Source organism: Peptococcaceae bacterium (assembly GCA_024655825.1).
Lineage (GTDB): Bacteria > Bacillota > Peptococcia > DRI-13 > PHAD01 > JANLFJ01.
Genome location: JANLFJ010000048.1, coordinates 1 through 19,555 on the forward strand (window position 1 = coordinate 1; position 19,555 = coordinate 19,555).

General features: G+C 47.6%; 21 protein-coding genes and 3 pseudogenes. 21 read left to right on the forward strand and 3 right to left on the reverse strand.

Features of this window, described 5'->3' with window-relative positions; translation table 11 throughout:
- Positions 1-120: 120 nt before the first annotated feature.
- The 10 genes and pseudogenes from NUV48_13825 (at position 121) to NUV48_13870 (ending at position 6,031) form a co-directional block, all read left to right on the forward strand.
- A pseudogene (locus tag NUV48_13825) lies at positions 121-1,386 on the forward strand (phage portal protein).
- Positions 1,349-1,972, forward strand: coding sequence for an HK97 family phage prohead protease (locus tag NUV48_13830; protein MCR4443212.1), 624 nt, complete (start codon positions 1,349-1,351; stop codon positions 1,970-1,972). The pseudogene NUV48_13825 and the gene NUV48_13830 overlap by 38 nt, the downstream one beginning before the upstream one ends.
- Before the next feature lie 70 nt (positions 1,973-2,042).
- Positions 2,043-2,918, forward strand: coding sequence for a phage major capsid protein (locus NUV48_13835; GenBank protein MCR4443213.1), 876 nt, complete (start codon positions 2,043-2,045; stop codon positions 2,916-2,918).
- A 70-nt stretch (positions 2,919-2,988) separates the two neighbouring features.
- Positions 2,989-3,450 (forward strand): hypothetical protein, encoded by a 462-nt coding sequence (locus NUV48_13840; GenBank protein MCR4443214.1) that lies wholly within the window; start codon positions 2,989-2,991, stop codon positions 3,448-3,450.
- Positions 3,451-3,469: 19 nt separating this feature from the next.
- Positions 3,470-3,607, forward strand: a complete 138-nt coding sequence (locus NUV48_13845; protein MCR4443215.1) for a head-tail connector protein — start codon at positions 3,470-3,472, stop codon at positions 3,605-3,607.
- Positions 3,608-3,781: 174 nt separating this feature from the next.
- Positions 3,782-4,045, forward strand: coding sequence for a head-tail connector protein (locus NUV48_13850; protein ID MCR4443216.1), 264 nt, complete (start codon positions 3,782-3,784; stop codon positions 4,043-4,045).
- A gap of 151 nt (positions 4,046-4,196) precedes the next feature.
- Positions 4,197-4,385 (forward strand): annotated as a pseudogene (locus tag NUV48_13855) (phage head closure protein).
- Positions 4,372-4,602 (forward strand): HK97 gp10 family phage protein, encoded by a 231-nt coding sequence (locus tag NUV48_13860; protein MCR4443217.1) that lies wholly within the window; start codon positions 4,372-4,374, stop codon positions 4,600-4,602. Before NUV48_13855 ends, NUV48_13860 begins: the two are co-directional and overlap by 14 nt.
- Before the next feature lie 455 nt (positions 4,603-5,057).
- Positions 5,058-5,597, forward strand: a complete 540-nt coding sequence (locus NUV48_13865; GenBank protein ID MCR4443218.1) for a hypothetical protein — start codon at positions 5,058-5,060, stop codon at positions 5,595-5,597.
- A 161-nt stretch (positions 5,598-5,758) separates the two neighbouring features.
- Positions 5,759-6,031 (forward strand): hypothetical protein, encoded by a 273-nt coding sequence (locus NUV48_13870; protein ID MCR4443219.1) that lies wholly within the window; start codon positions 5,759-5,761, stop codon positions 6,029-6,031.
- A gap of 6 nt (positions 6,032-6,037) precedes the next feature.
- On the opposite strand, the gene NUV48_13875 is transcribed toward NUV48_13870, so the two are convergent.
- The 3 genes from NUV48_13875 to NUV48_13885 form a co-directional block, all read right to left on the reverse strand.
- Positions 6,038-6,265 carry a hypothetical protein gene (locus NUV48_13875; protein MCR4443220.1) on the reverse strand — a complete coding sequence of 76 codons (228 nt, stop codon included), beginning with the start codon at positions 6,263-6,265 and terminating at the stop codon, positions 6,038-6,040.
- Positions 6,266-6,343: 78 nt separating this feature from the next.
- A complete protein-coding gene (gene hcp / locus NUV48_13880; protein MCR4443221.1) occupies positions 6,344-7,900 on the reverse strand; it encodes a hydroxylamine reductase in 1,557 nt (518 codons plus the stop codon).
- Between the two features lie 67 nt (positions 7,901-7,967).
- A complete protein-coding gene (locus NUV48_13885) occupies positions 7,968-8,678 on the reverse strand; it encodes a 4Fe-4S binding protein (protein MCR4443222.1) in 711 nt (236 codons plus the stop codon).
- Positions 8,679-8,891: 213 nt separating this feature from the next.
- Here NUV48_13885 and NUV48_13890 point away from each other — a divergent pair, with 213 nt between their 5' ends.
- The 11 genes and pseudogenes from NUV48_13890 (at position 8,892) to NUV48_13940 (ending at position 19,540) form a co-directional block, all read left to right on the forward strand.
- On the forward strand, positions 8,892-9,485 hold the full coding sequence (locus NUV48_13890) for a Crp/Fnr family transcriptional regulator (GenBank protein MCR4443223.1): 594 nt from the start codon (positions 8,892-8,894) through the stop codon (positions 9,483-9,485).
- A 2-nt stretch (positions 9,486-9,487) separates the two neighbouring features.
- Entirely contained in the window at positions 9,488-9,988 is a 501-nt protein-coding gene (locus NUV48_13895; protein MCR4443224.1) for a transposase, read from the forward strand.
- A gap of 79 nt (positions 9,989-10,067) precedes the next feature.
- On the forward strand, positions 10,068-10,319 hold the full coding sequence (locus NUV48_13900; GenBank protein ID MCR4443225.1) for a hypothetical protein: 252 nt from the start codon (positions 10,068-10,070) through the stop codon (positions 10,317-10,319).
- Between the two features lie 63 nt (positions 10,320-10,382).
- The gene (locus tag NUV48_13905; GenBank protein ID MCR4443226.1) at positions 10,383-11,429 is read left to right on the forward strand and encodes an ADP-ribosylglycohydrolase family protein; all 1,047 of its coding nucleotides are present in this window, start codon (positions 10,383-10,385) and stop codon (positions 11,427-11,429) included.
- Between the two features lie 319 nt (positions 11,430-11,748).
- Positions 11,749-14,289, forward strand: coding sequence for a site-specific DNA-methyltransferase (locus NUV48_13910; GenBank protein ID MCR4443227.1), 2,541 nt, complete (start codon positions 11,749-11,751; stop codon positions 14,287-14,289).
- Between the two features lie 9 nt (positions 14,290-14,298).
- Positions 14,299-17,085, forward strand: coding sequence for a DEAD/DEAH box helicase family protein (locus NUV48_13915; GenBank protein MCR4443228.1), 2,787 nt, complete (start codon positions 14,299-14,301; stop codon positions 17,083-17,085).
- Between the two features lie 77 nt (positions 17,086-17,162).
- Positions 17,163-17,405: pseudogene (locus NUV48_13920) on the forward strand (DUF3387 domain-containing protein).
- Positions 17,406-17,435: 30 nt separating this feature from the next.
- On the forward strand, positions 17,436-17,834 hold the full coding sequence (locus NUV48_13925) for a nucleotidyltransferase substrate binding protein (protein ID MCR4443229.1): 399 nt from the start codon (positions 17,436-17,438) through the stop codon (positions 17,832-17,834).
- Positions 17,831-18,127, forward strand: coding sequence for a nucleotidyltransferase domain-containing protein (locus NUV48_13930; GenBank protein ID MCR4443230.1), 297 nt, complete (start codon positions 17,831-17,833; stop codon positions 18,125-18,127). Before NUV48_13925 ends, NUV48_13930 begins: the two co-directional genes overlap by 4 nt.
- A 31-nt stretch (positions 18,128-18,158) precedes the next feature.
- A complete protein-coding gene (locus tag NUV48_13935) occupies positions 18,159-18,914 on the forward strand; it encodes a hypothetical protein (GenBank protein ID MCR4443231.1) in 756 nt (251 codons plus the stop codon).
- 212 nt (positions 18,915-19,126) lie between these two features.
- Entirely contained in the window at positions 19,127-19,540 is a 414-nt protein-coding gene (locus NUV48_13940) for a helix-turn-helix transcriptional regulator (protein MCR4443232.1), read from the forward strand.
- The last annotated feature ends 15 nt before the right edge of the window (positions 19,541-19,555 follow it).

The window sequence follows — 19,555 nt, forward strand, 5'->3', positions numbered from 1 at the left end:
TCTCGTGTATTCGTTGGTTGACAAACAGATTTTAATTTATTGCAACGCTAGTGAAGCAAAATATGAAAAAAGCACTTCTTCGGAGGTGCTTTTTTCATGGCGAGAGAGGGAGGTGAAGCCTTGAAAATACCGTTTCTGTCAAAATTCATAGAGAAAAGAACCATAAGCCTTGATCATAGGATCAGGGCTTTTTTACTGGGTGAAGACATTGGTTTTCAATCAAACGCCGGCGTAAACGTCAGCGAATATAACGCCATGAACTCTACAGCAGTCTATGCCTGCGTCAGAGTCCTTGCCGAAACCGTGGCCAGCCTCCCCCTGCCCTTGTACAAAAGGCTTGAACGCGGCAAAGAAAAAGCGACCTACCATCCCCTGTACTTTCTTCTCCACGACATGCCCAATCCGGACATGACCACCTTCACCTTCCGGGAAACCCTGATGAGCCACCTGCTGTTATGGGGCAACGCCTATGCGCAGGTAATAAGGGACAAGAAGGGAAATGTGGCGGAGCTCTGACCGCTTCTTCCTGACCGGATAACGGTGGAGAGAGACATAGAGTTCGGCAGGCTGATATATAAATACTTAAAAGACGGCCAGCAAATCATTTTAACCTCGGAACAGGTACTCCACATACCGGGCCTTGGCTTTGACGGGATCAAGGGCTATTCTCCCATCCACATGGCCCGGGAAGCCATCGGCCTTGCCTTGGCTACCGAGGAATTCGGGGCCAGATTTTTTGGAAACGGCGCCAGACCCGGCGGAATCCTGGAACACCCCGGCGTGGTCAAGGACCCGGAAAAACTCCGCAAATCCTGGGAAGAGGTATACAAGGGAATAAAAAACTCCCACAAGATTGCGGTATTAGAGGAGGGGATGAAATACCACGAAATCGGCATCCCGCCGGAGGATGCCCAGTTTCTTGAAACGAGGCGGTTCCAGCTGAACGAGATCTGCCGCATTTTCCGTGTTCCCCCGCACCTGGTGGGCGATTTGACCAGGGCCACTTTCTCCAACATAGAGCACCAATCAATAGAATTTGTCGTCCACACCATACGCCCCTGGCTGGTCCGCTGGGAGCAGGCCATAACAAAATGCCTCCTCAGGGAAGGGGAAAGGAAAATATACTTCCCCAAATTTACAGTAGACGGCTTACTTAGGGGCGACTTCAAGGCCAGGATGGAAGGGTACGCCATAGGCAGGCAGAACGGCTGGCTGTCGGCCAACGACATCAGGGAACTGGAGGACCTAAACCCCATACCGGAAGAACAGGGCGGGGACTTGTACCTGGTCAACGGCAACATGATCCCGGCAAAAAGCGCGGGAGAAAAGAAAGGCGGTGAGATAAAAGATGGACAAGCTGGAGCGAAGGACGGTGAACTTAAGTGAACTGAGGATAACCAGGCAAACTGACGAGGAAAAGTGCGTCCGGATGATCGAAGGCCATGCGGCGGTTTTCAACCAGTGGAGCGAGGAACTGGGAGGGTGGTTTCCTTTTCGGGAAAAGGTATTGCCCGGAGCTTTTGCCGAGACAATTAAAACCGACGACATCCGGGCCCTTTTCAACCATGATGCCAATTGTGCGCTGGGCAGGAACAAGGCCGGCACCTTGTTTTTGGAAGAAGACGACACCGGGCTCAAAGTGCGCATCCTGCCCCCGGACACCCAGTGGGCGAAAGACTTGCTGGTGTCCATCGAGCGGGGCGACGTAAGCCAGATGTCTTTCGGGTTTACCGTCCTATCCGACCGCTGGGGCACAGAAAAAGGCGCTGATGTGCGGGAACTGGTCAAAGGCAGGCTGTATGACGTGTCGCCGGTGACCTTTCCGGCCTACCCCCAGACCGACGTGGGGGTGAGAAGCGCCCTGGAAGCTTATGAAAGGCACAGGAGTGATGTTTTGGAGGCGGAAAAGGCAAAGAATGAACAAAAACTTACGCTAATCAAGAGGAAATTGGAGGTCCTCAGACGGGTCTAGGAAGAAAACCTGCCGTAATTGAGAGGAATTTAGCCAAAAAAGCGCTTATTAGAGGCGCTTTTTTCATGCTTTGAAACAAATCTATGAAAAATGGAATCTCATGGGTGATGGGGGAGCCAAACAAAAGATTACACCGGAGCCCATCCGCCACGACCCGGCAAAAGACAATCCTGGCGTGGACGAGTCAAGCAGGGCGAACGGCGCACGCTGGGGCGGGATTCAGACCTACTGGGAGAACGAGGCCGACCAGCTTATCGCTTCCAAGCCAAAATTCCGGGTGATGGATTTGTCCTTGAAGAAATTAACCGGGCTCTGCTACGCGACCGACGAACTCCTGCAGGATGCGGCAGCCCTGGAAAGTGTGCTCCGCCAGGGCTTTGCCGAGGAATTCGGCTTTAAGATCGACGACGTCATCCTGACGGGCACCGGCACCGGGCAGCCCTTAGGCATCCTGAATAGCGACGCCTTGGTGAAGGCGTCTAAGGAAAGCGGCCAGACCGAGCTGATCAGGGTGGAAAACCTTTTCAACATGTGGTCCAGGCTCTGGGGCAGGAGCAGGACAAATGCCGTGTGGTACATCAACCAGGAGCTGGAGCCGCTGCTCTTCACGCTGAAAATCGGCGACGTGCCGGTATATATCCCGGCAGGGGGACTTTCGGAAGCGCCTTATGCGACCCTGTTCGGCAGACCGGTAGTGCATCTTGAACAGTGCTCGGCGGCAGGCGAGGTAGGAGATATAATCCTGGCGGACCTGTCCCAGTACCTGCTTATAGACAAGGGCGGTATCAATGCGGCGTCGAGTATCCATGTAAGGTTCCTGTATGACGAGAACGTTTACAGGTTCATTTACAGGGTAGACGGCCAGCCCATCTGGAACAAGCCTTTGCAGCCTTACAAGGGCAGCGCGTCAGTGTCACCCTTTGTGGCGCTGGCCGGAAGAAAATAACAGTAGTGAGCAGAGAATCCGCTCGTCACGTTGATGAGCGGATTTCTCATAAGCAGAGGAGGAGATTTCAATGTATAAACCATATCATGTAGTCAATGCCCTGCCCCCGGCGGCAGATGCCTTTGCCGGTACGGTTGTGACAGATGTCATAAACCTCAAAAACTGGGAGCATGTCAGCTTCCTTATCCAGTGCGGCGCAGGCGCGGTTGGAACCTCTACCATTACTGTGGAGGCCTGCGACGATACCACACCCACCAACACAGTAGCCATCCCCTTCACCTATCAGGAATGTATCTCAGGCGACACTTTCAGCGAGGTGAAACAGGCGGACGAAACGGGCTTTACCACGACCGCGGCGGCCAACAAGGTGTACAAAATCGAATTAGACGCCCAGGCCCTGGCCAAATCTGGTTACAGCTATGTGCGCCTGAAAACGGTGGAGGTTACCGATGATCCGGTAGCCGGCGGCGTTATGGCCATACTGAGCGGCGGCCGGTATGTGCAGGAGGTATGCGACTCTGTCTTGGTATAACGTCAGGCGGTGAAAGCTTATGAACCTCATATTGATCGAAGGGCCTCCAGCCGAACCTGTATCCTTGGAGGAAGCCAAGCTGCATTTGAGGGTAGACGGCAACGAGGAGGATACCCTGATATCCGCGCTCATTACCGCCGCCCGGGAGTTTTGTTAGAACTTCACCGGCAGAAGCCTTGCCCTGCAGACCTTTGAATATGTTTCCGGGCCCTTTTTTTCAAGCTTTGGCATCATCAAGCTGCCAATGACACCACTCGTCGAACTTGTTTACTTTTAGTACCTCAACACCAATGGAGAAGAGATAACGCTGATAGAGGACAGCGGGTTCTATGTGGTAAAAGAAATGGAGCCCGCTGTTTTATGCCCAAAGCTCGCCACAGGCTGGCCGCTGGACTTAAGCTATAGGCCGGACGCAGTTAAAATACGCTTTAAGGCAGGCTATAGCGAGGTGCCCAAAAGCATAAAACAGGCCATGCTGCTTTTAATTGGACATTTTTATGAGCACAGGGAAGCAACAGGCCAGAGAAACGAGGGCATGGAACTGTCCCTCGGGGTATCCTCCCTGCTCCGCCTCTTTTGGGTGCCAAGGTGGTGAATTACATGGAAATCGGGGACTTGCGGCACAGGATAACCTTTCTAAAACCGTCAAGAGATATTAATGAAAACGGCTTTGAGACAGAAGGGTATATAGAGAATATAAAACAGTATGGGCTTCCGTATCCAATCTTTCCGGCAGGGAATACTTTGCCGCCGCGGCGGTGCAGGAAGAAAATACGGTCAAATTTAAAATCAGATACACCTTAGGAATTAACGATGGCATGAAAATACGCTTCCAAGGCAGGATTTATGACATCACAGCTATTGATAACGCCGAGTATAAAAAGCGCTTTCTGGAAATCAGGGCAAGGGTGGTGGAGGCAGATGGCGAGGCTTGAACTCCAGGGCATGGCTGAACTGATTGACAAGGTCAATAAGCTGGGAGCAAAAGGAGAAATAATTAAAAAGAATGCGTTGGAGAAGGCAGGCGGCCTTGTCAAAACCACTATGGAGAAAAAAGCCCCCAGGTCAGAGCTTGTCAAAAAGCATATGGCAGACTATATTCAGGTTTCCGAAGTTGAAAAAGAAAACGGGGTCGACCATTATAAACAATAACTGGTCCTTTAGGCGTTATAATCATGAAGGCATCTTGGAGAGTGAGTTAAACCTCTATGGTGCCACAGGAGTTTCCGATCCGGGCAGCACTTATATTGTGGGGGAAGCAAAGTGCATCCTATTTCCTGAGTTTATCAGTTGCCCTTGATTTTCGCCCTAAACCGATGGCAAGAATCCAATAATATCAGTGTTTTCCGGCTAGGGGCTGTCATAAATCTCAAAAACTGTAGTGGCAACCATAATGATATTGCATGCCGTTAGTTCTGGACAAATGAAAGGCAATATATTATACTCTACCCATGTTTATCAAGATTACCAAATCCAAATCAAGTCAATATGTCCAACTCGTCAGATCCTACCGGCAAGATGGCCGCGTCAAGCACGAGGTCATCTTAAACCTGGGCAAGCTGGAACAAATTGAGAACAATCCCAGCTTTTAGCGGCTGGCCAAGCGTTTGGCGGAGATCTCCAAAGTTCAGAAGTCGGCGGATATCAAGGACTGCTCCGAAGCCGACATCGTCAACTGGGGCTACCTTATCTACCAGAGAATATGGAAGGAGTACAACCTGGACAAATTACTATCGCACCTCACCAGAAATAGAAAGGTGCAGTTCAGTCTAAACGAGGCATCCTTTCTGATGGTAGTGCAGCACCTGCTGCAGCCGAGAAGCAAGCTGGCCACGTATACCCATCAGGGACATTTCGTGAATTTGCCCAAGGTCACCTTAAACCAGTTGTACAGGTCGCTGGATCTGCTCTGTGAATACAAGGAACAAGTGGAGGAGGCGCTGTTTCAGGCCAACCGCAACCTGTTCAACATGCAGATCGACATGGTCTTTTATGATGTCACCACCTTCTCTTTCGAGAGCGTGCGCGCCGATTCTCTGAGGGATTTCGGCTTCAGCAAGAACGGCAAGTTCAAAGAGGTCCAGGTGGTCATGGGTCTGATGGTTGATTGTGAGGGCAGGCCGACCGGGGCATCAACAGCAAGGTAAATCTGAAGAAGATCGTCGACCAGGGCTACAGCTACATTTTTGCCTCCCGCTTGAAGAAGATGAGCGAGGGCGTGCAAAAAGAGGTTTTTTCCGGTGGGTACGAGGAGATAGAGTTTCCAGAAGGGTCTGGAGAGAAGAACCGATACAAGGTTATCAATTACGTGAATAGGGTCAAGGATGAGAACGGGAAGATCTACAAGTTCCCCGAGCGTCTGGTCATCACCTATTCGGATAAAAGAGCGAAGAAAGACAGAGAAGACCGCAGCCGCCTACTTGAAAAAGCAAGGTCTCTGCTTGAAGACAAGTCCAAGATCAGGGTCGGCAATAAGCGGGGTGTCAAAAAGTACCTCAAGGAAATCACGTCTGGTGAGGTTGACTGGGCCTTGGCTGAAGATACGATCCTGCGCGACGAGAAATTTGACGGCTACTTTTGAACCCTGTCAACTGATAAACTCAGGAAATATGTTTAAATCCAGCAGAATAGTATCTGCCCTGTTCACTCCAATGCTCCGCACCGACAGCACCAGGGCTCGCGTCGGGCGAAATTGGACCGCCTTCAACTCGCCATCCTGGCTCGGTGAAGGCTGGCGCGAACGTCCTGTCCGCGCCCCCAATTCCGCTTCCTCGCTTCGCCGGGTGCTGTTACCGGCGCTGCGCAAGTCGTTCACCCGGGATAACCACCCTTCCCCGGGCTTTTTTATACTTCTGCTGGTACTGTGTCGGCGGCATATATGTCTAATAATGTCTTACCCGAGAACCGCTTTTAAATCCGCTTCAGGTGTGCTGATTGGCTTGATATCGAATTTCTCGACCAGAACATTCAGCACGTTCGGGGAGATGAAAGCGGGCAGTGTCGGTCCAAGGTAGATGTTTTTAATGCCCAGCGACAGGAGCGTAAGCAGTATGCTTACGGCTTTCTGTTCGTACCACGAGAGAACAAGGGTCAGGGGCAGTTCGTTTACCCCGCAGTTGAAGGCACCGGCAAGGGCGACCGCCACCTGGATGGCGGAGTATGCGTCATTGCACTGGCCCATATCCATGATGCGCGGCAAGCCGCCGATCTCACCGATGTTGAGGTCATTAAAGCGGTACTTGCCGCAGGCCAGGGTCAGGATGACGGTATCCGGAGGGGCCTTTTTGACAAATTCGGTGTAGTAGTTTCTGCCCCCCCTGGCGCCGTCGCAACCGCCCACGAGGAGGAAATGCCTGATCGCGCCGGCCTTGACCGCTTCAATTACCTTGCCGGCAACGCCAAGGACGGTGTTGCGGGCAAACCCGGTCATGAGTTCTGAGCCGCCGTTGAGGCCGGTAAGCTTCTTGTCTTCCTCCCAGCCGCCTAGTTCAAGGGCCTTGTTGATTACCGGGGTGAAATCCTTCCTGCCGTTTTCTCCCGTTATGTGTTTGATGCCTGGATAACCGACGCGTCCGGTGGTAAAGATCCTGTCTGAATAAGTTGGCCTGGGCGGCATCAGGCAGTTGGTCGTAAAGATAACCGGAGCCGGAATACCGTCAAACTCCTTCTGCTGGTTCTGCCAGGCCGTCCCGAAATTCCCTTTCAGATGCGGGTATTTCTTCAGTTCCGGATAGCCGTGGGCAGGCAGCATTTCACCGTGGGTGTAAATGTTTACGCCTTTGCCTTCCGTCTGCTCGAGGAGCTGCTTTAAGTCATGCAGGTCATGGCCGGTGATCACGATGAACGGCCCTTTTTCAATGGTGGTGGTTACCTTTACCGGCACGGGATGCCCGTAGGCTGAGGTATTGGCCTCATCGAGCAGGGCCATGCACTTGAGGTTGACCTGTCCGAATTCCATCAACAGGCCCAGCCACTCTTCGATAGAATGTTCTTCGCCGATGGCGCGCAGCCCCTTGTATAACCATGATGTCACTTCATCGTCTTTTTTGCCCAGCACCCAGGCGTGCCACGCGTAAGCTGCCATGCCGCGCAGCCCGAAAAGCAGGGTGGAACGAAGGGATACCACATCCGGATCGCCTTTCCAAAGGGTACCGGCGTCCAGGTCCGCCGCCCCGCCCAGCCTTTCCTTCTCAGCATGCGTAAGGCTTTTGAGCTCGTCGATGCGGCCGCCGTCGAAGTTAACATTGGTGAGTGTCGCGAACAGCCCCTGCATGACCAGTTCGTCCGCTTCCCTGCCCGGGGTCTTGCCCTGCGCGGCGCGGGCAAGTCCAACCAGGGCGCTGGTCAGCTCGTCCTGCTTAACGGCGACCTCCGGCTGTTTGCCGCACACGCCCACCCTGGTGCAGCCTTTTCCTCCCGCTGTTTGTTCGCACTGAAAACAAAACATCATCTGTTACCTCCCTAAGTGTTTTTTAAATATGTTAATTTTAATGTTTACCTTGCAAGTTTTACAGTTTCTAATCTTCTTTGATTCTCCCGTCGGTGGTGACAGTGACGATGCGCCACGGGATCATTTTGCCGCTGTTGATGAGCGCCTGTTTGACCGCGCTGGCAATGCCGCCGCAGCAGGGCACCTCCATGCGGAGCACGGTGACGCTTTTTAGTTCATGCGCCTTTAATATTTCTGTCAGTTTCTCTGAGTAGTCCAGTCCGTCCAGCTTCGGGCAGCCGATGATGGTGATTCTGTTGCGCATGAAGTCGTTGTGGATGCCGGCATAGGCGTAAGCTGTGCAGTCGGCTGCTACAAGCAGGCTGGCATTGTCTAAGTAAGGGGCGTTGACCGGCACCAGCCTGATCTGGCAGGGCCACTGGCGAAGTTGTGACGCGGCTGCCGCGGCGGGTGCGGGTGCTGTGTCCTCCTGCCTCTCAATAGTTTTGACGTGGGCGCCGGCGCAGCCGCAGGCAAGCATTCCTGCCTCAAAATTCTGCCGGTCTTCCATGTGCTTCTTTACCGCCTCTTCATCAAATGCAGCCGCGTCGCGCTCTTCCAGAGTGATGGCTCCAGCCGGGCACTCCGGCAGACATGCTCCGAGGCCGTCGCAGTAGCTTTCCGACACAAGCGCCGCCTTGCCGTTCACAAGCTGCAGGGCTCCCTCGTGACAGGCGTCGATGCACAGTCCGCAGCCGGTGCACTTTTCCTCGTCAATCTTCACTATTTTCCTTTTCACCTGAAAAATCTCCCCCCTGGTAAAATGCTTACTTGTTATTTTTGTAAATGTATTTTATTATATTGAAAAAATAAATTCGGTAGCCGTGGTTACCAAAATCAAAGGTGAGTAAAAATGTTCATGAAATGGATGACAGTTTTATCTAAGTGCGCATTATTTAAGGGAATAGGACCGAATGAATTAAATACCGTGTTTGAATGCCTGAGACCTAACGTGAACAGATACGAAAAGAATGAATGGGCGTCCGTTGCCGGCGAAAAATTTACCGGCCTGGGGGTGGTCCTTGCCGGCGAGGTGGTGGTTGCCAAAGAAAACGCTGCCGGCGACCGGGTCATTATTGCGGTAAACGGCCCTGGAGAGATGTTCGGCGAGATGGCCGCGTTTTCTGGAGACGGCGTGTGGCCTATGATGGTAATGGCCAGGACGGCATGCACGATAATGTTTCTGCCGGCCGGAAAAATAGTCGGGAGCTGTGAAAATTCGTGTTTAAGCCACAAGCAGCTGATTACGAACATGCTTGAGATTGTTTCAGACAAGGCGCTCATGCTGCACCGGAAGGTGGAATACCTGGCGATTAAGAGCCTGCGGGGGAAAATAAGTACTTTTTTGCTGGAGCAGTATAAAAGGACGGGCAATACCACGTTCATGATACCTCTGAAGCGGAACGAGCTGGCGGACTTCCTGAACGTTTCCCGCCCGTCGCTTTCGCGCGAGATGTGCAGGTTGAGGGATGAAGGGGTTATCGAGTTCCACAGGGATTCCATAAAAATCAAAGAAGTAGATGCTTTACGAAATATGGCCGGATAAAAATGAATGAAGGAGTTACGACTTCGGGTGCTTACAGAATTATAGTTAAGCAACTGAATTATTTAGTTTCCCCTGAAAAAGACGGCTTCAAAATTTCTCTAGAACCGTTTATCGACGGGTTTAATACCCGAACCGGTCGTCCCACGGTACCGGTAGAAACCTACCTGCGGTTAATGTATCTAAAGTTCCGGTACCAGCTGGGGTATGAAGTTCTGGTAGAGGAAGTCAAGGACAGTATCCAGTGGCGGCGCTTCTGCCGAATCCCCCTGGATGGTAAAATCCCTCACTCTACCACTCTAATCAAACTTACCAAGCGGTATGGTCTGGAAACCATTGATAGCTTGAATGCCGCCCTAATAGCCAAAGCCATGGACCAAAAAGTGATCCAGGGCAGGAAACTTCGGGTTGATACAACTGTTGTGGAAGCCGATATTCACTATCCCACCGATGCCAGCCTGCTTTCTGAGGGGGTCAAGGTAATTACCCGTACAGTAGCACAGTAAAGAAGCCGGTGTAGCTATCCGCACCAAGTTTCAGGACCGGCGGCGGTCCGTCAAGAAACGGCTTCTGTCTATCACCAAAGTGGTTAAACGGCGTAGCGGGGAAGCCTACAACGAAGTAAGGCAAATCACTGGAGAGATCCTGAAGGCCGCCCAGCAAGTGGCAGCTGAAGTGAAGCAGGTAATCAAGAACGCCAAGCAAAATCTATATCGCCGCAAGGATGGTCTTGCCCCAAAAGCTCAGCAGGTAGTGCAATCACTGGTTCAGGCTGTTTTTCAGGAGAAACTAGTTAAACCGTTCCTTAAACGAGGGTTGAACAAGATGACCAATTGAGTTATTAATAAAAAGTCAATGAATCATTTTGGGATTTATGTATGGTTAGGAGCTTGATATATTGTGAGAAGGGATAAAGACCATTTTCGAGGCTGTCTTTTGGGTGGAGCAATTGGCGATGCTTTGGGATGGCCTGTTGAGTTCTTAAGGTTGAATGAGATTAGGAAGAAATATGGCAAAGTGGGTATAACTGATCTTATTGAGGGTGAAAACGATAAAGCGGAAATTACCGACGATACTCAAATGACTCTTTTTACCGCTGAAGGTATACTTCGAGCAGAATCAAGAGGAAATGAAAGAGGAATTTGCAGTCCCGCATTTGTTGTATATAATGCTTATCTAAGATGGCTGAATACGCAAGGATATCCAAGACTGGAAGATCGTAATTGGATATATGATGGCTGGTTGATAGGCGTTAAAGAGCTGCACGTAAGAAGAGCACCGGGGAATACCTGTTTGTCTGCCCTGTCAAGTGGAAAGCATGGTACAATTGATAAGCCAATCAATAACAGTAAGGGATGTGGTGGAGTTATGCGTGTTGCCCCGGCAGGTTTATTTTATCGAAAGGAAAGTGCATTTAGAATGGCAGCAGATTTTGCTGCACTTACTCACGGCCATCCATCGGGTTATTTATCAGCCGGTGCACTTGCATATATGATTGCAAGCATTATAGAAGGTCAGGATATTGAAACTGCAGTCAAAAGCACGCTTGCTGAGCTTAAGAAACATGAAAACCATGAAGAATGTACGCAGAGCTTGAATCAGGCTTTGAAACTGTCCAAGAGTGGCCTTTCTGATGTTGAAGCAATTTTTCGACTTGGGGAAGGTTGGGTCGGCGAAGAGGCTTTAGGGATTTCAACCTATTGTGCATTAAAGTACCAAGATGATTTCAAGAAGGCGTTAATTGCTGCTGTTAATCACAACGGAGATAGTGATAGTACTGGTGCTATCACCGGAAATATTCTCGGAGCATATCTGGGTTTAAGCAAGATTCCTGCAGACTGGGTTGAGAAAGTTGAGTTGAAAGAGGTCATAACGCAAATTGCGGATGATTTGCTTGTTGGTTACCGAGAGGATAGTGAATGGTGGAATCGTTATCCCGGCTATTAGTAGTACAAGAATGGAAACATATCCAGTGTTTTCTTTTGCTTGCTTTTCTCCGCTCAAAGCACATCGAGTCGGTAGTATTGCTCAAAAGAAAACACAGTGAGTAAAGCCTTGCTGCGCAAGGATTTATGGGTTTTTGGGAAGAAATGGATATGTTTCCGTGGGCGGGGGGAGGAAACACTTAATTATTGAGATAAACATAATAGCTTTTCATAATACTTTAACAGAGTAGAATTTTGGACAAATAATTCCGTATTTTTAACTTGTTTGTTATAATATTATTGGTTTTATTTGTAAAAGTTAAAGTGTCGGAGGTTAAAAAATGGTAGATTACTTTAGTATTTCAAATAAGAGAAATATTGAGCAATATGACCATAAAGATAAAAAAAGACTCAATAACCCGCCTGTAGGACTTGTTACACCCCAAACCGATAAAGAGACAGGAAAGAAAAAATATCAGTATGATCCTCATATAGATCCGACTTTGCAGTGGGCCGGAAAAGCAGAACATACATCTTTTGAAGTGCCTACTGTTTCACTTCATGTTCATGAACGTATAGACCCCAGAAAAATTATTGATCAGGTTAGAAACTATAAACAGCCAGAGTACACGCAGCTTTCGCTTTTTGAAACCAGAGAAGAAAATCCTCCTATGCGGGAGGCTGTAGAATTTTATAAGCACCGGCACAACTGGTCTAACCGCTTGATTGCCGGTGACAGTCTGCTAGTGATGAATTCTCTGCTTGAAAAAGAAGGCATGGCCGGTAAGGTGCAGATGATTTATATTGACCCGCCGTATGGGATAAAATATGGTTCCAATTTTCAGCCGTTTGTTAATCAAACTGCCTTAAAATCAAATGACAGTGACCAAGATTTGACTTGTGAACCAGAAATGTTAAAGGCTTTCCGTGATACTTGGGAGTTGGGTATACACTCATATTTGACTTATCTAAGAGATAGAATTCTATTATCTAAGCAATTATTATCAGATGAAGGTAGTATTTTTATACAAATATCTGACGAAAATGTCCATAGGATTAGACTTGTACTTGATGAAGTTTTTGGAGCCGGTAATTTTGTATCGATGATTTCAATCAAAAAGGCTTCTGTAATGTTTGCAAAAAAGCTTCTAAATAGCGCTTGTTTTTATCTTTTATGGTATGCAAAGGATATTGAGAAAATCAAGTATCGTCAATTATATATCGAAAAAGATTATCAATGGTTTGCAGATAATGCAGGATCGCATTTATGGATAGAAGAGCCAAATACAGGCGAAGGGAAAAGAGTCGCTCCAACTGAAAGGAAGGATATTAATAAATTTCTTAAAGAATATAAGGATTGGAAACTATATGGAACTTGGAGTTTGAATGCTCAAGGCAACGAAAAACAAAAAGGATACGAATATAACGGTAAGCTGTACTATCCTCCGAAAGGAACACAATGGAAAACTTCATATCCAGAAGGACTAGATATTCTTAAAAATAAAAATAGATTACAAGTTGAAGGAGACACTTTACGTGTAAAAATATATTTCGAAGATTTTCCAATAATGTCAATAAATAATTTGTGGGATAGTATTGGGGCTGCTAGTGATAAAATTTATATTGTTCAAACTGCAAACGAAATAATTCAACGTTGTATGCTCATGACTACTGACCCAGGTGACCTGATCTTTGACCCGACCTGCGGCTCCGGCACCACTGCCTATGTAGCTGAGCAGTGGGGACGCCGCTGGATTACTTGCGACACTTCCCGTGTGGCCATTGCGCTGGCCAAGCAGCGCTTAATTACGGCAGTTTTCGATTATTATCAGCTTGCCAGACCAGAAGAAGGGGTGGGAAGCGGATTCAAGTATAAAACTGTGCCTCACATTACTCTTAAATCCATCATCAATAATGATCCGCCTGCGGAAGAAACCCTATATGATCAACCTTACATTGACAGTAAAAAAGTACGTGTCACAGGACCATTTACAGTAGAAGCTGTACCTGCGCCTACCGTCAAATCACTGGATGATGTTGGCGAAGAAGAAGGAGCGTCTGACATGTCGGTTGCTCGCTCAGGCGAAACTTTGCGGCAGGCCGAGTGGCGTCAGGAACTGCTGCGCACCGGCATCAGGGCTAAGAATGGCCAGTGCATCGAGTTTTCGCGTGTAGAGCCTTTCCAGGGGACAAGGTGGATCCAGGCTGAGGGAGAAACAAAAGAAGATGTGCCCAAGAGGGTGCTGATTTCCTTCGGCCCGGAGTATGCGCCATTAGAACAAAAACAGGTGGAGCAAGCATGGCAGGAAGCCAGGATGTTCCGTCCTGATATACTGTTGTTTTGTGCTTTCCAGTTTGATGAGGAGGCGGCAAAGGATATCGACGAGTTAAAACCGGAAATTGCCGGTATGCAGCTTTTGAAGGTGCAGATGAATGCCGATCTGTTTACCGAGGACCTGAAAAAGAAACGTTCCGGGAACGACAGCTTCTGGTTGATCGGTCAGCCGGATGTAAAGGTCAGGAGAATAAACAAAGGAGACGACAAAGGCAAATACCAGGTTGAAGTGCTGGGTTTTGATTACTATAATCCTAAAACTGGCAATGTGGAATCGGGAAGCAAAAACAATATTGCCATGTGGATGCTGGACACCAATTACGACGGACGCAGCTTATTCCCCACCCAGGTGTTTTTCCCAATGGCCGGAAGCGGCGGCGGGTGGGAAAAACTGGCCAGGAGTCTTAAGGCTGAGATTGATCCCGAAAGAATCGAGGCTTTTAGAGGAACTGTCAGCCTGCCCTTTGATGCAGGTGCTCACCGGACGGTGGCGGTAAAAATCATAGACGACAGAGGTATCGAGAGCCTGCGTGTCATCAGGCTGTAAGGAGGAAATATGTCTGGTCAGAAAGTGATTGATAAGCTTATTATTAATTCACCATACGAGGAGCCGAAGTTCTATTGGCATTATGACAGAGAAACAAGGACTTTTGAAAAACGCGAAGGTCGAAGGCCTGCAGGATATGTTGTTGCTTCCGAAAGCAGCAAGTCCTTTGACGACCCGGGTGTTTTTGTGCCCATCAAATTAGTAAACGAAATCCGTCCCAGGGTGAAAAAATGGCGGGAAGAGGGTTATCCGGGTGTTACAGGCATCACAAAGAGGCTTCTTTCCTATTGGAATGATCCGGAAGAAAGATTGGACAGGCGCTTTTTCTTCTGCCAGCTGGAAGCCATCGAAACCCTTATATGGCTTGTTGAAGCACCTGAAGCTGAAAAAGTGGGAATCCACATTCCGTCAGACGGAGGAGAATTTAGAAGGATTTGTTCTAAGATGGCCACAGGTTCGGGCAAGACCATTGTCATGTCAATGTTGATTGCCTGGCAGGTATTGAACAAGGTCTCAAATCCCCGGGATGTGAGGTTTTCCAAAAATGTTCTTGTTGTGGCACCCGGCCTAACGGTAAAAAGTAGGCTCAGTGTATTAAATCCTTCGGATATCAACAATTATTATGAAGTCTTCAATATTGTTCCTCCGGGCTTGATGGATTCTTTAAGACAGGGAAAGATTCTGATTACCAACTGGCATGCTCTTGCCTGGGAGGATGAAGAGAAGCTGAAGAAAAAGAAAAGCGTTGACAAGCGCGGAGCCAAGAGCGATGAGGCATATGTCAGGGAAGTGCTGGGGGACATGGCCAATGCACGGAACATAATCGTAATTAACGATGAGGCTCACCATGCATGGCGCGTGAACCCTGAGTTGAAAGCGAAAAGGGAGTTTAAAGATCAGGAGGCCAAGGCAACGGTCTGGATAGGCGGACTGGATCGTATACACAGGGCAAGGGGAATCCAGTGCTGTTTTGACCTTTCGGCAACGCCTTTTGCACCTTCCGGAAAAAAAGCCCAGGAAGAGGCAATTTTTGGCTGGATTGTCAGCGATTTTGGTTTAAACGATGCCATTGAATCCGGTTTGGTCAAGACGCCCAGAGTTGTCATCCGTGACGATTCTGTCAGGACATCCGAACTAAAATCAAGACTATATCACATATATATGGACCCGGACGTAAAAGACGATATCAACAGGAAGGCACAAGAAACCGAGCCTTTGCCGGACTTGATTATAAACGCTTATTATCTATTGGGAAAAGACTGGCTGGAGACAAAAAAAGAGTGGGAAGCTGCCAGTCACAAGGTACCACCGGTGATGATAACAGTCGCAAACCGAACCGAAACATCTTCAAGAATTAGACATGCCTTTTTACATAATGAAATCATGATACCGGAGTTGTGTGTTCCAGAAGGAATCCTTCAGATAGATAGCAAGGTTTTGGACGAAGCGGAGGCTTCCGATGAAGAAATCACACTTGATATGGATGGTTATGATGAAGAGGATGATAATGTTTCTTCCAAGAAGATGACAAAAAAGCTGCAAGCTGAACTACTGAGGAAAATGGTTGATACAGTTGGACAGGCCGGCAAACGGGGTGAAAAGATTCAAAATGTTATTTCAGTAGGAATGCTGTCAGAAGGTTGGGATGCAAAAACAGTAACCCATATCATGGGACTGAGGGCCTTTTCCAGCCAGCTTCTATGTGAACAGGTTGTAGGGAGAGGACTTCGCAGGGTAAGTTATGATATTGGTCCTGACGGGCTTTTTGAACCGGAATATGTTAATATTTTCGGTGTGCCTTTCACCTTCCTTCCTCACGAAGGCGGAGAAGGTACACCACCGCCACCGCCGAAGCCAAAAACAAAAATTGAGCCGGTACAGGAGAAAATGGAGCATGAAATTGTCTGGCCCAATGTTGTCAGGATTGATACCGTTTATAGGCCAAAATTAACACTTGATTTGGATAGGGTGGAGCCCATTGTATTGGATCCTTATGAAAGCATTACCGAAGCGGAATTAGCTGCGATTATTGCCGGCAAGCCTAATCCCGCCGTTTTATCGGATATTGACTTGAAAAGGATAGCTGAAGAAACCAGGACACAGACAATTATTTTTAAAATGGCATCAAAGATTTACAATATCGAACAACCCGCTTGGAAAGGCAGCAAGGAGCTTTTCTTAGCCCAGCTTATACGAATTGTCGGTGAGTTTATAGAATCTGATAGGATTGTCATGTTAAACGAGCGTTTTAGTGCTTCGGATGAACGGCGCAAAGTATTGATTATCCTTAATATGAATAAAATTATTCAGTATATCTGGAATGCTTTAAAAGCCGAAAACAGTGAAATGCGGGTGCCGGTATTTGACAATGTAAATCCCATACGTTCTACGTCTGATATGAGAGCATGGTATACCAGCAAACCTACCGAGTGGACAAAGAAATCTCATATAAGCCATGTAGTTGTTGACAGTACATGGGAGGCTACTGAAGCTTATATCATAGATAAGCACCCAAAGGTGAAGTCCTTTGTAAAAAATGACCATTTAGGATTTTATATTGTATATAATTACCAAGGTGTCATACGGAAATATTATCCGGATTTTATTATTAAGCTTGTAAATGGAGAGTTTTTAGTTCTTGAGGTAAAAGGAAAAGAAGATGCGATAGCTAAAACAAAGCATGCCAGCCTTGCCGAGTGGGCGGAAGCAGTAAACACGCATGGTGGATTCGGTAGGTGGAAGTGGGCAGTATCGTATACACCAGGGGATTTAGAAGCTATTTTGGATGTTTTTTAGATTGGGTAGCGTAAAAATACATGCGAATATAATTTATTGCAGGATGCTGAGATGCTACGGAATACTGCAGGGAACTTACCGATAAAGCACGCAAAAATGCAACCATCGACTGGGCGCTGAAAGAAAGTGTTAGAGCAAAGCTGATGGTGCTGGTTAGCCGGACACTGAACAAGTACGGCTATCCGCCGGACAAGCAGCAGCGCGCCGTGGAAACGGTCATGAAACAGGCGGAGAATTTGGCGGATATATGGGCTGAGGGAAATATTTACAAGACAAATCCGGCTTTCGGCCTTGCCAATGTTGCGGAAAAAAGAGAATGAGATTACTATTAAGCCATAGGAGGTGGAAACATGAGCAAAGAAAGGCTTAAAGAAAAATTTGCAGAATACAAAAAAGCGGTAAATAAACTTAAGGAAGCATTGGAAGAAGACGCATCCAATCCCTTGCTTTATGACGGGGTGATGCAGCGCTTTGAGTTTATCTATGAGTTGGCCTGGAAATTAATGAAACTATATCTTGAATCTGAAGGTATCGTAACTGTAAACTCACCACGGTTAGCTTTTAAAGAAGCCTTTGCAACAGGGATTATCACAGAAGGTGAAACCTGGATAGACATGATTAACGCCCGTAATCTGACCGTTCACACATATAACGAGCAAATAGCCAAAGAGATTTACGACAAAGTGAAAGATAAATACCATCCCGTGTTCCTTGCTTTTGCTGACAAGATGGAGGAGAAAATCAAATGAATTTTGGATTGCCGGAACAAATTATCCAAGGGATAATAAAAGAACTGCAAAAAAGAGGAAATGTGACCAGAGCAATAATTTTCGGCTCCCGGGCCCGGGGGGATTACAGATATAATTCCGACATTGATTTGGCCGTTTACTGCGTCGGGAAACTTCCGCCCGGATTGTTGCTGGATCTGGACGAAGCGGCGGGTATCTACAAAATCGACGTCATAGATATGAACGGTCCCCTGGACGAAAAACTGCGCCGGATAATCGAAGAACAAGGCGTGGAAGTTTATTACCGGAGCTGAATAAATAAAAACCAGAACAAAAGGTAATAAAATGATATTTGCCAAGAATACCCCAAACTGTGTAGGAGTGGCTATTTATGGTGACTTCGCGGATTTTGAAAATCTTTATGAAGCATTACATATCATCGTAGGAAACGAGGATGAATTCGTTGAATGTGATGCTGCCCGCATAAGGGTACTAGGCGTTTGTTACGATATCCGCCATGCCATGATGGGACACCGTGAGATAGAATTTGTAGATAACGGCCTCGATGAAGAAAAGAAAAGATACATGTCGGTGCTGGCTCCGGATAAGAACGTCTATCTGAAGATATATGTTTTATGGCCCGAGATGTTGTTTGTCACTATGGCGCTGAATGAATTTCTGGAGCTTTATGCTCAAAAACTGGCCAAGAAGAAATATAGCTACGATTTATTTACAGATCATAAAGTCATTTGGGACAAGCACATCGCCAAAGTACGCATGTTGCAAGCCGCTGTAGCTGATTGCCTGAAACAAACCGTATCAGAAAACGTGTATGCAAGAATGTTAAACACATTAAACGGCAGATATGTATATGTGGACAGATACATAACCCAGTATCTGGACATTCTTAACGAACGATTCATAAAAATGAACAAGGAAAAGCGGCTGAAGAATTTATCCAATATAGCAAAGCGGATTGCAGAGAGGGGGCAGGAATACCGAGATTTAGAGTCCGAGCTCATGGAAGAGGCTAAGCGAAATAACTGCAGTGTGGATGATTTAAGACTGGAGCTGGATTTTCCCGATGATATTGAGTGGTAAAGAGATAAAAGACAGTGGAGAGGGCTAAGACATGTCTGAGAGAGGTTGGGAATTCCCATGGGTATTCTGAGCGATATCGGGTATAACAGGCAGTAGCCGTTTGCGAGTGAACAGTTTTTTAAAATTGCATTTTGACACATAATGACATCTTCTTTTTTCTTCGATATAATTTCACTATCAGGCGTAAAACGAGTAAACGAGGAGGTGAAAACATGAAAGAGCAATACATGCGTTTTGGCGATTTCATCAAGAAAAAACGCCTCAGTGACCCCAGGGAACTGACCCTAAAAGACATGTCTGAGAGATTGGGAATGTCCATAGGCATGCTAAGCGACATCGAGAACAACCGGAAAAAGCCCTTTGACAGCGATAAGATTGAGAAATTTGCAGAAATACTGGGCCTTTCCGAGGAAGAAAAGGCAAAGATGTATGACCTGGCAGCAAGGGAACGCAATCAAATCCCGGCAGATCTAGAGGATATAATGCTGTATGACAACATCGGCGAAATGGCAAGATTTGCCTTGAGACAGTCCAATGCCGGGGTTGTTACCGAAGAAGACTGGAAGAAGTTTATCCTGTATATTAAAACCCGAGTTTGGCGACAAATATTTCCATGCCAATGGTGACAAGGGTTCCTGGTT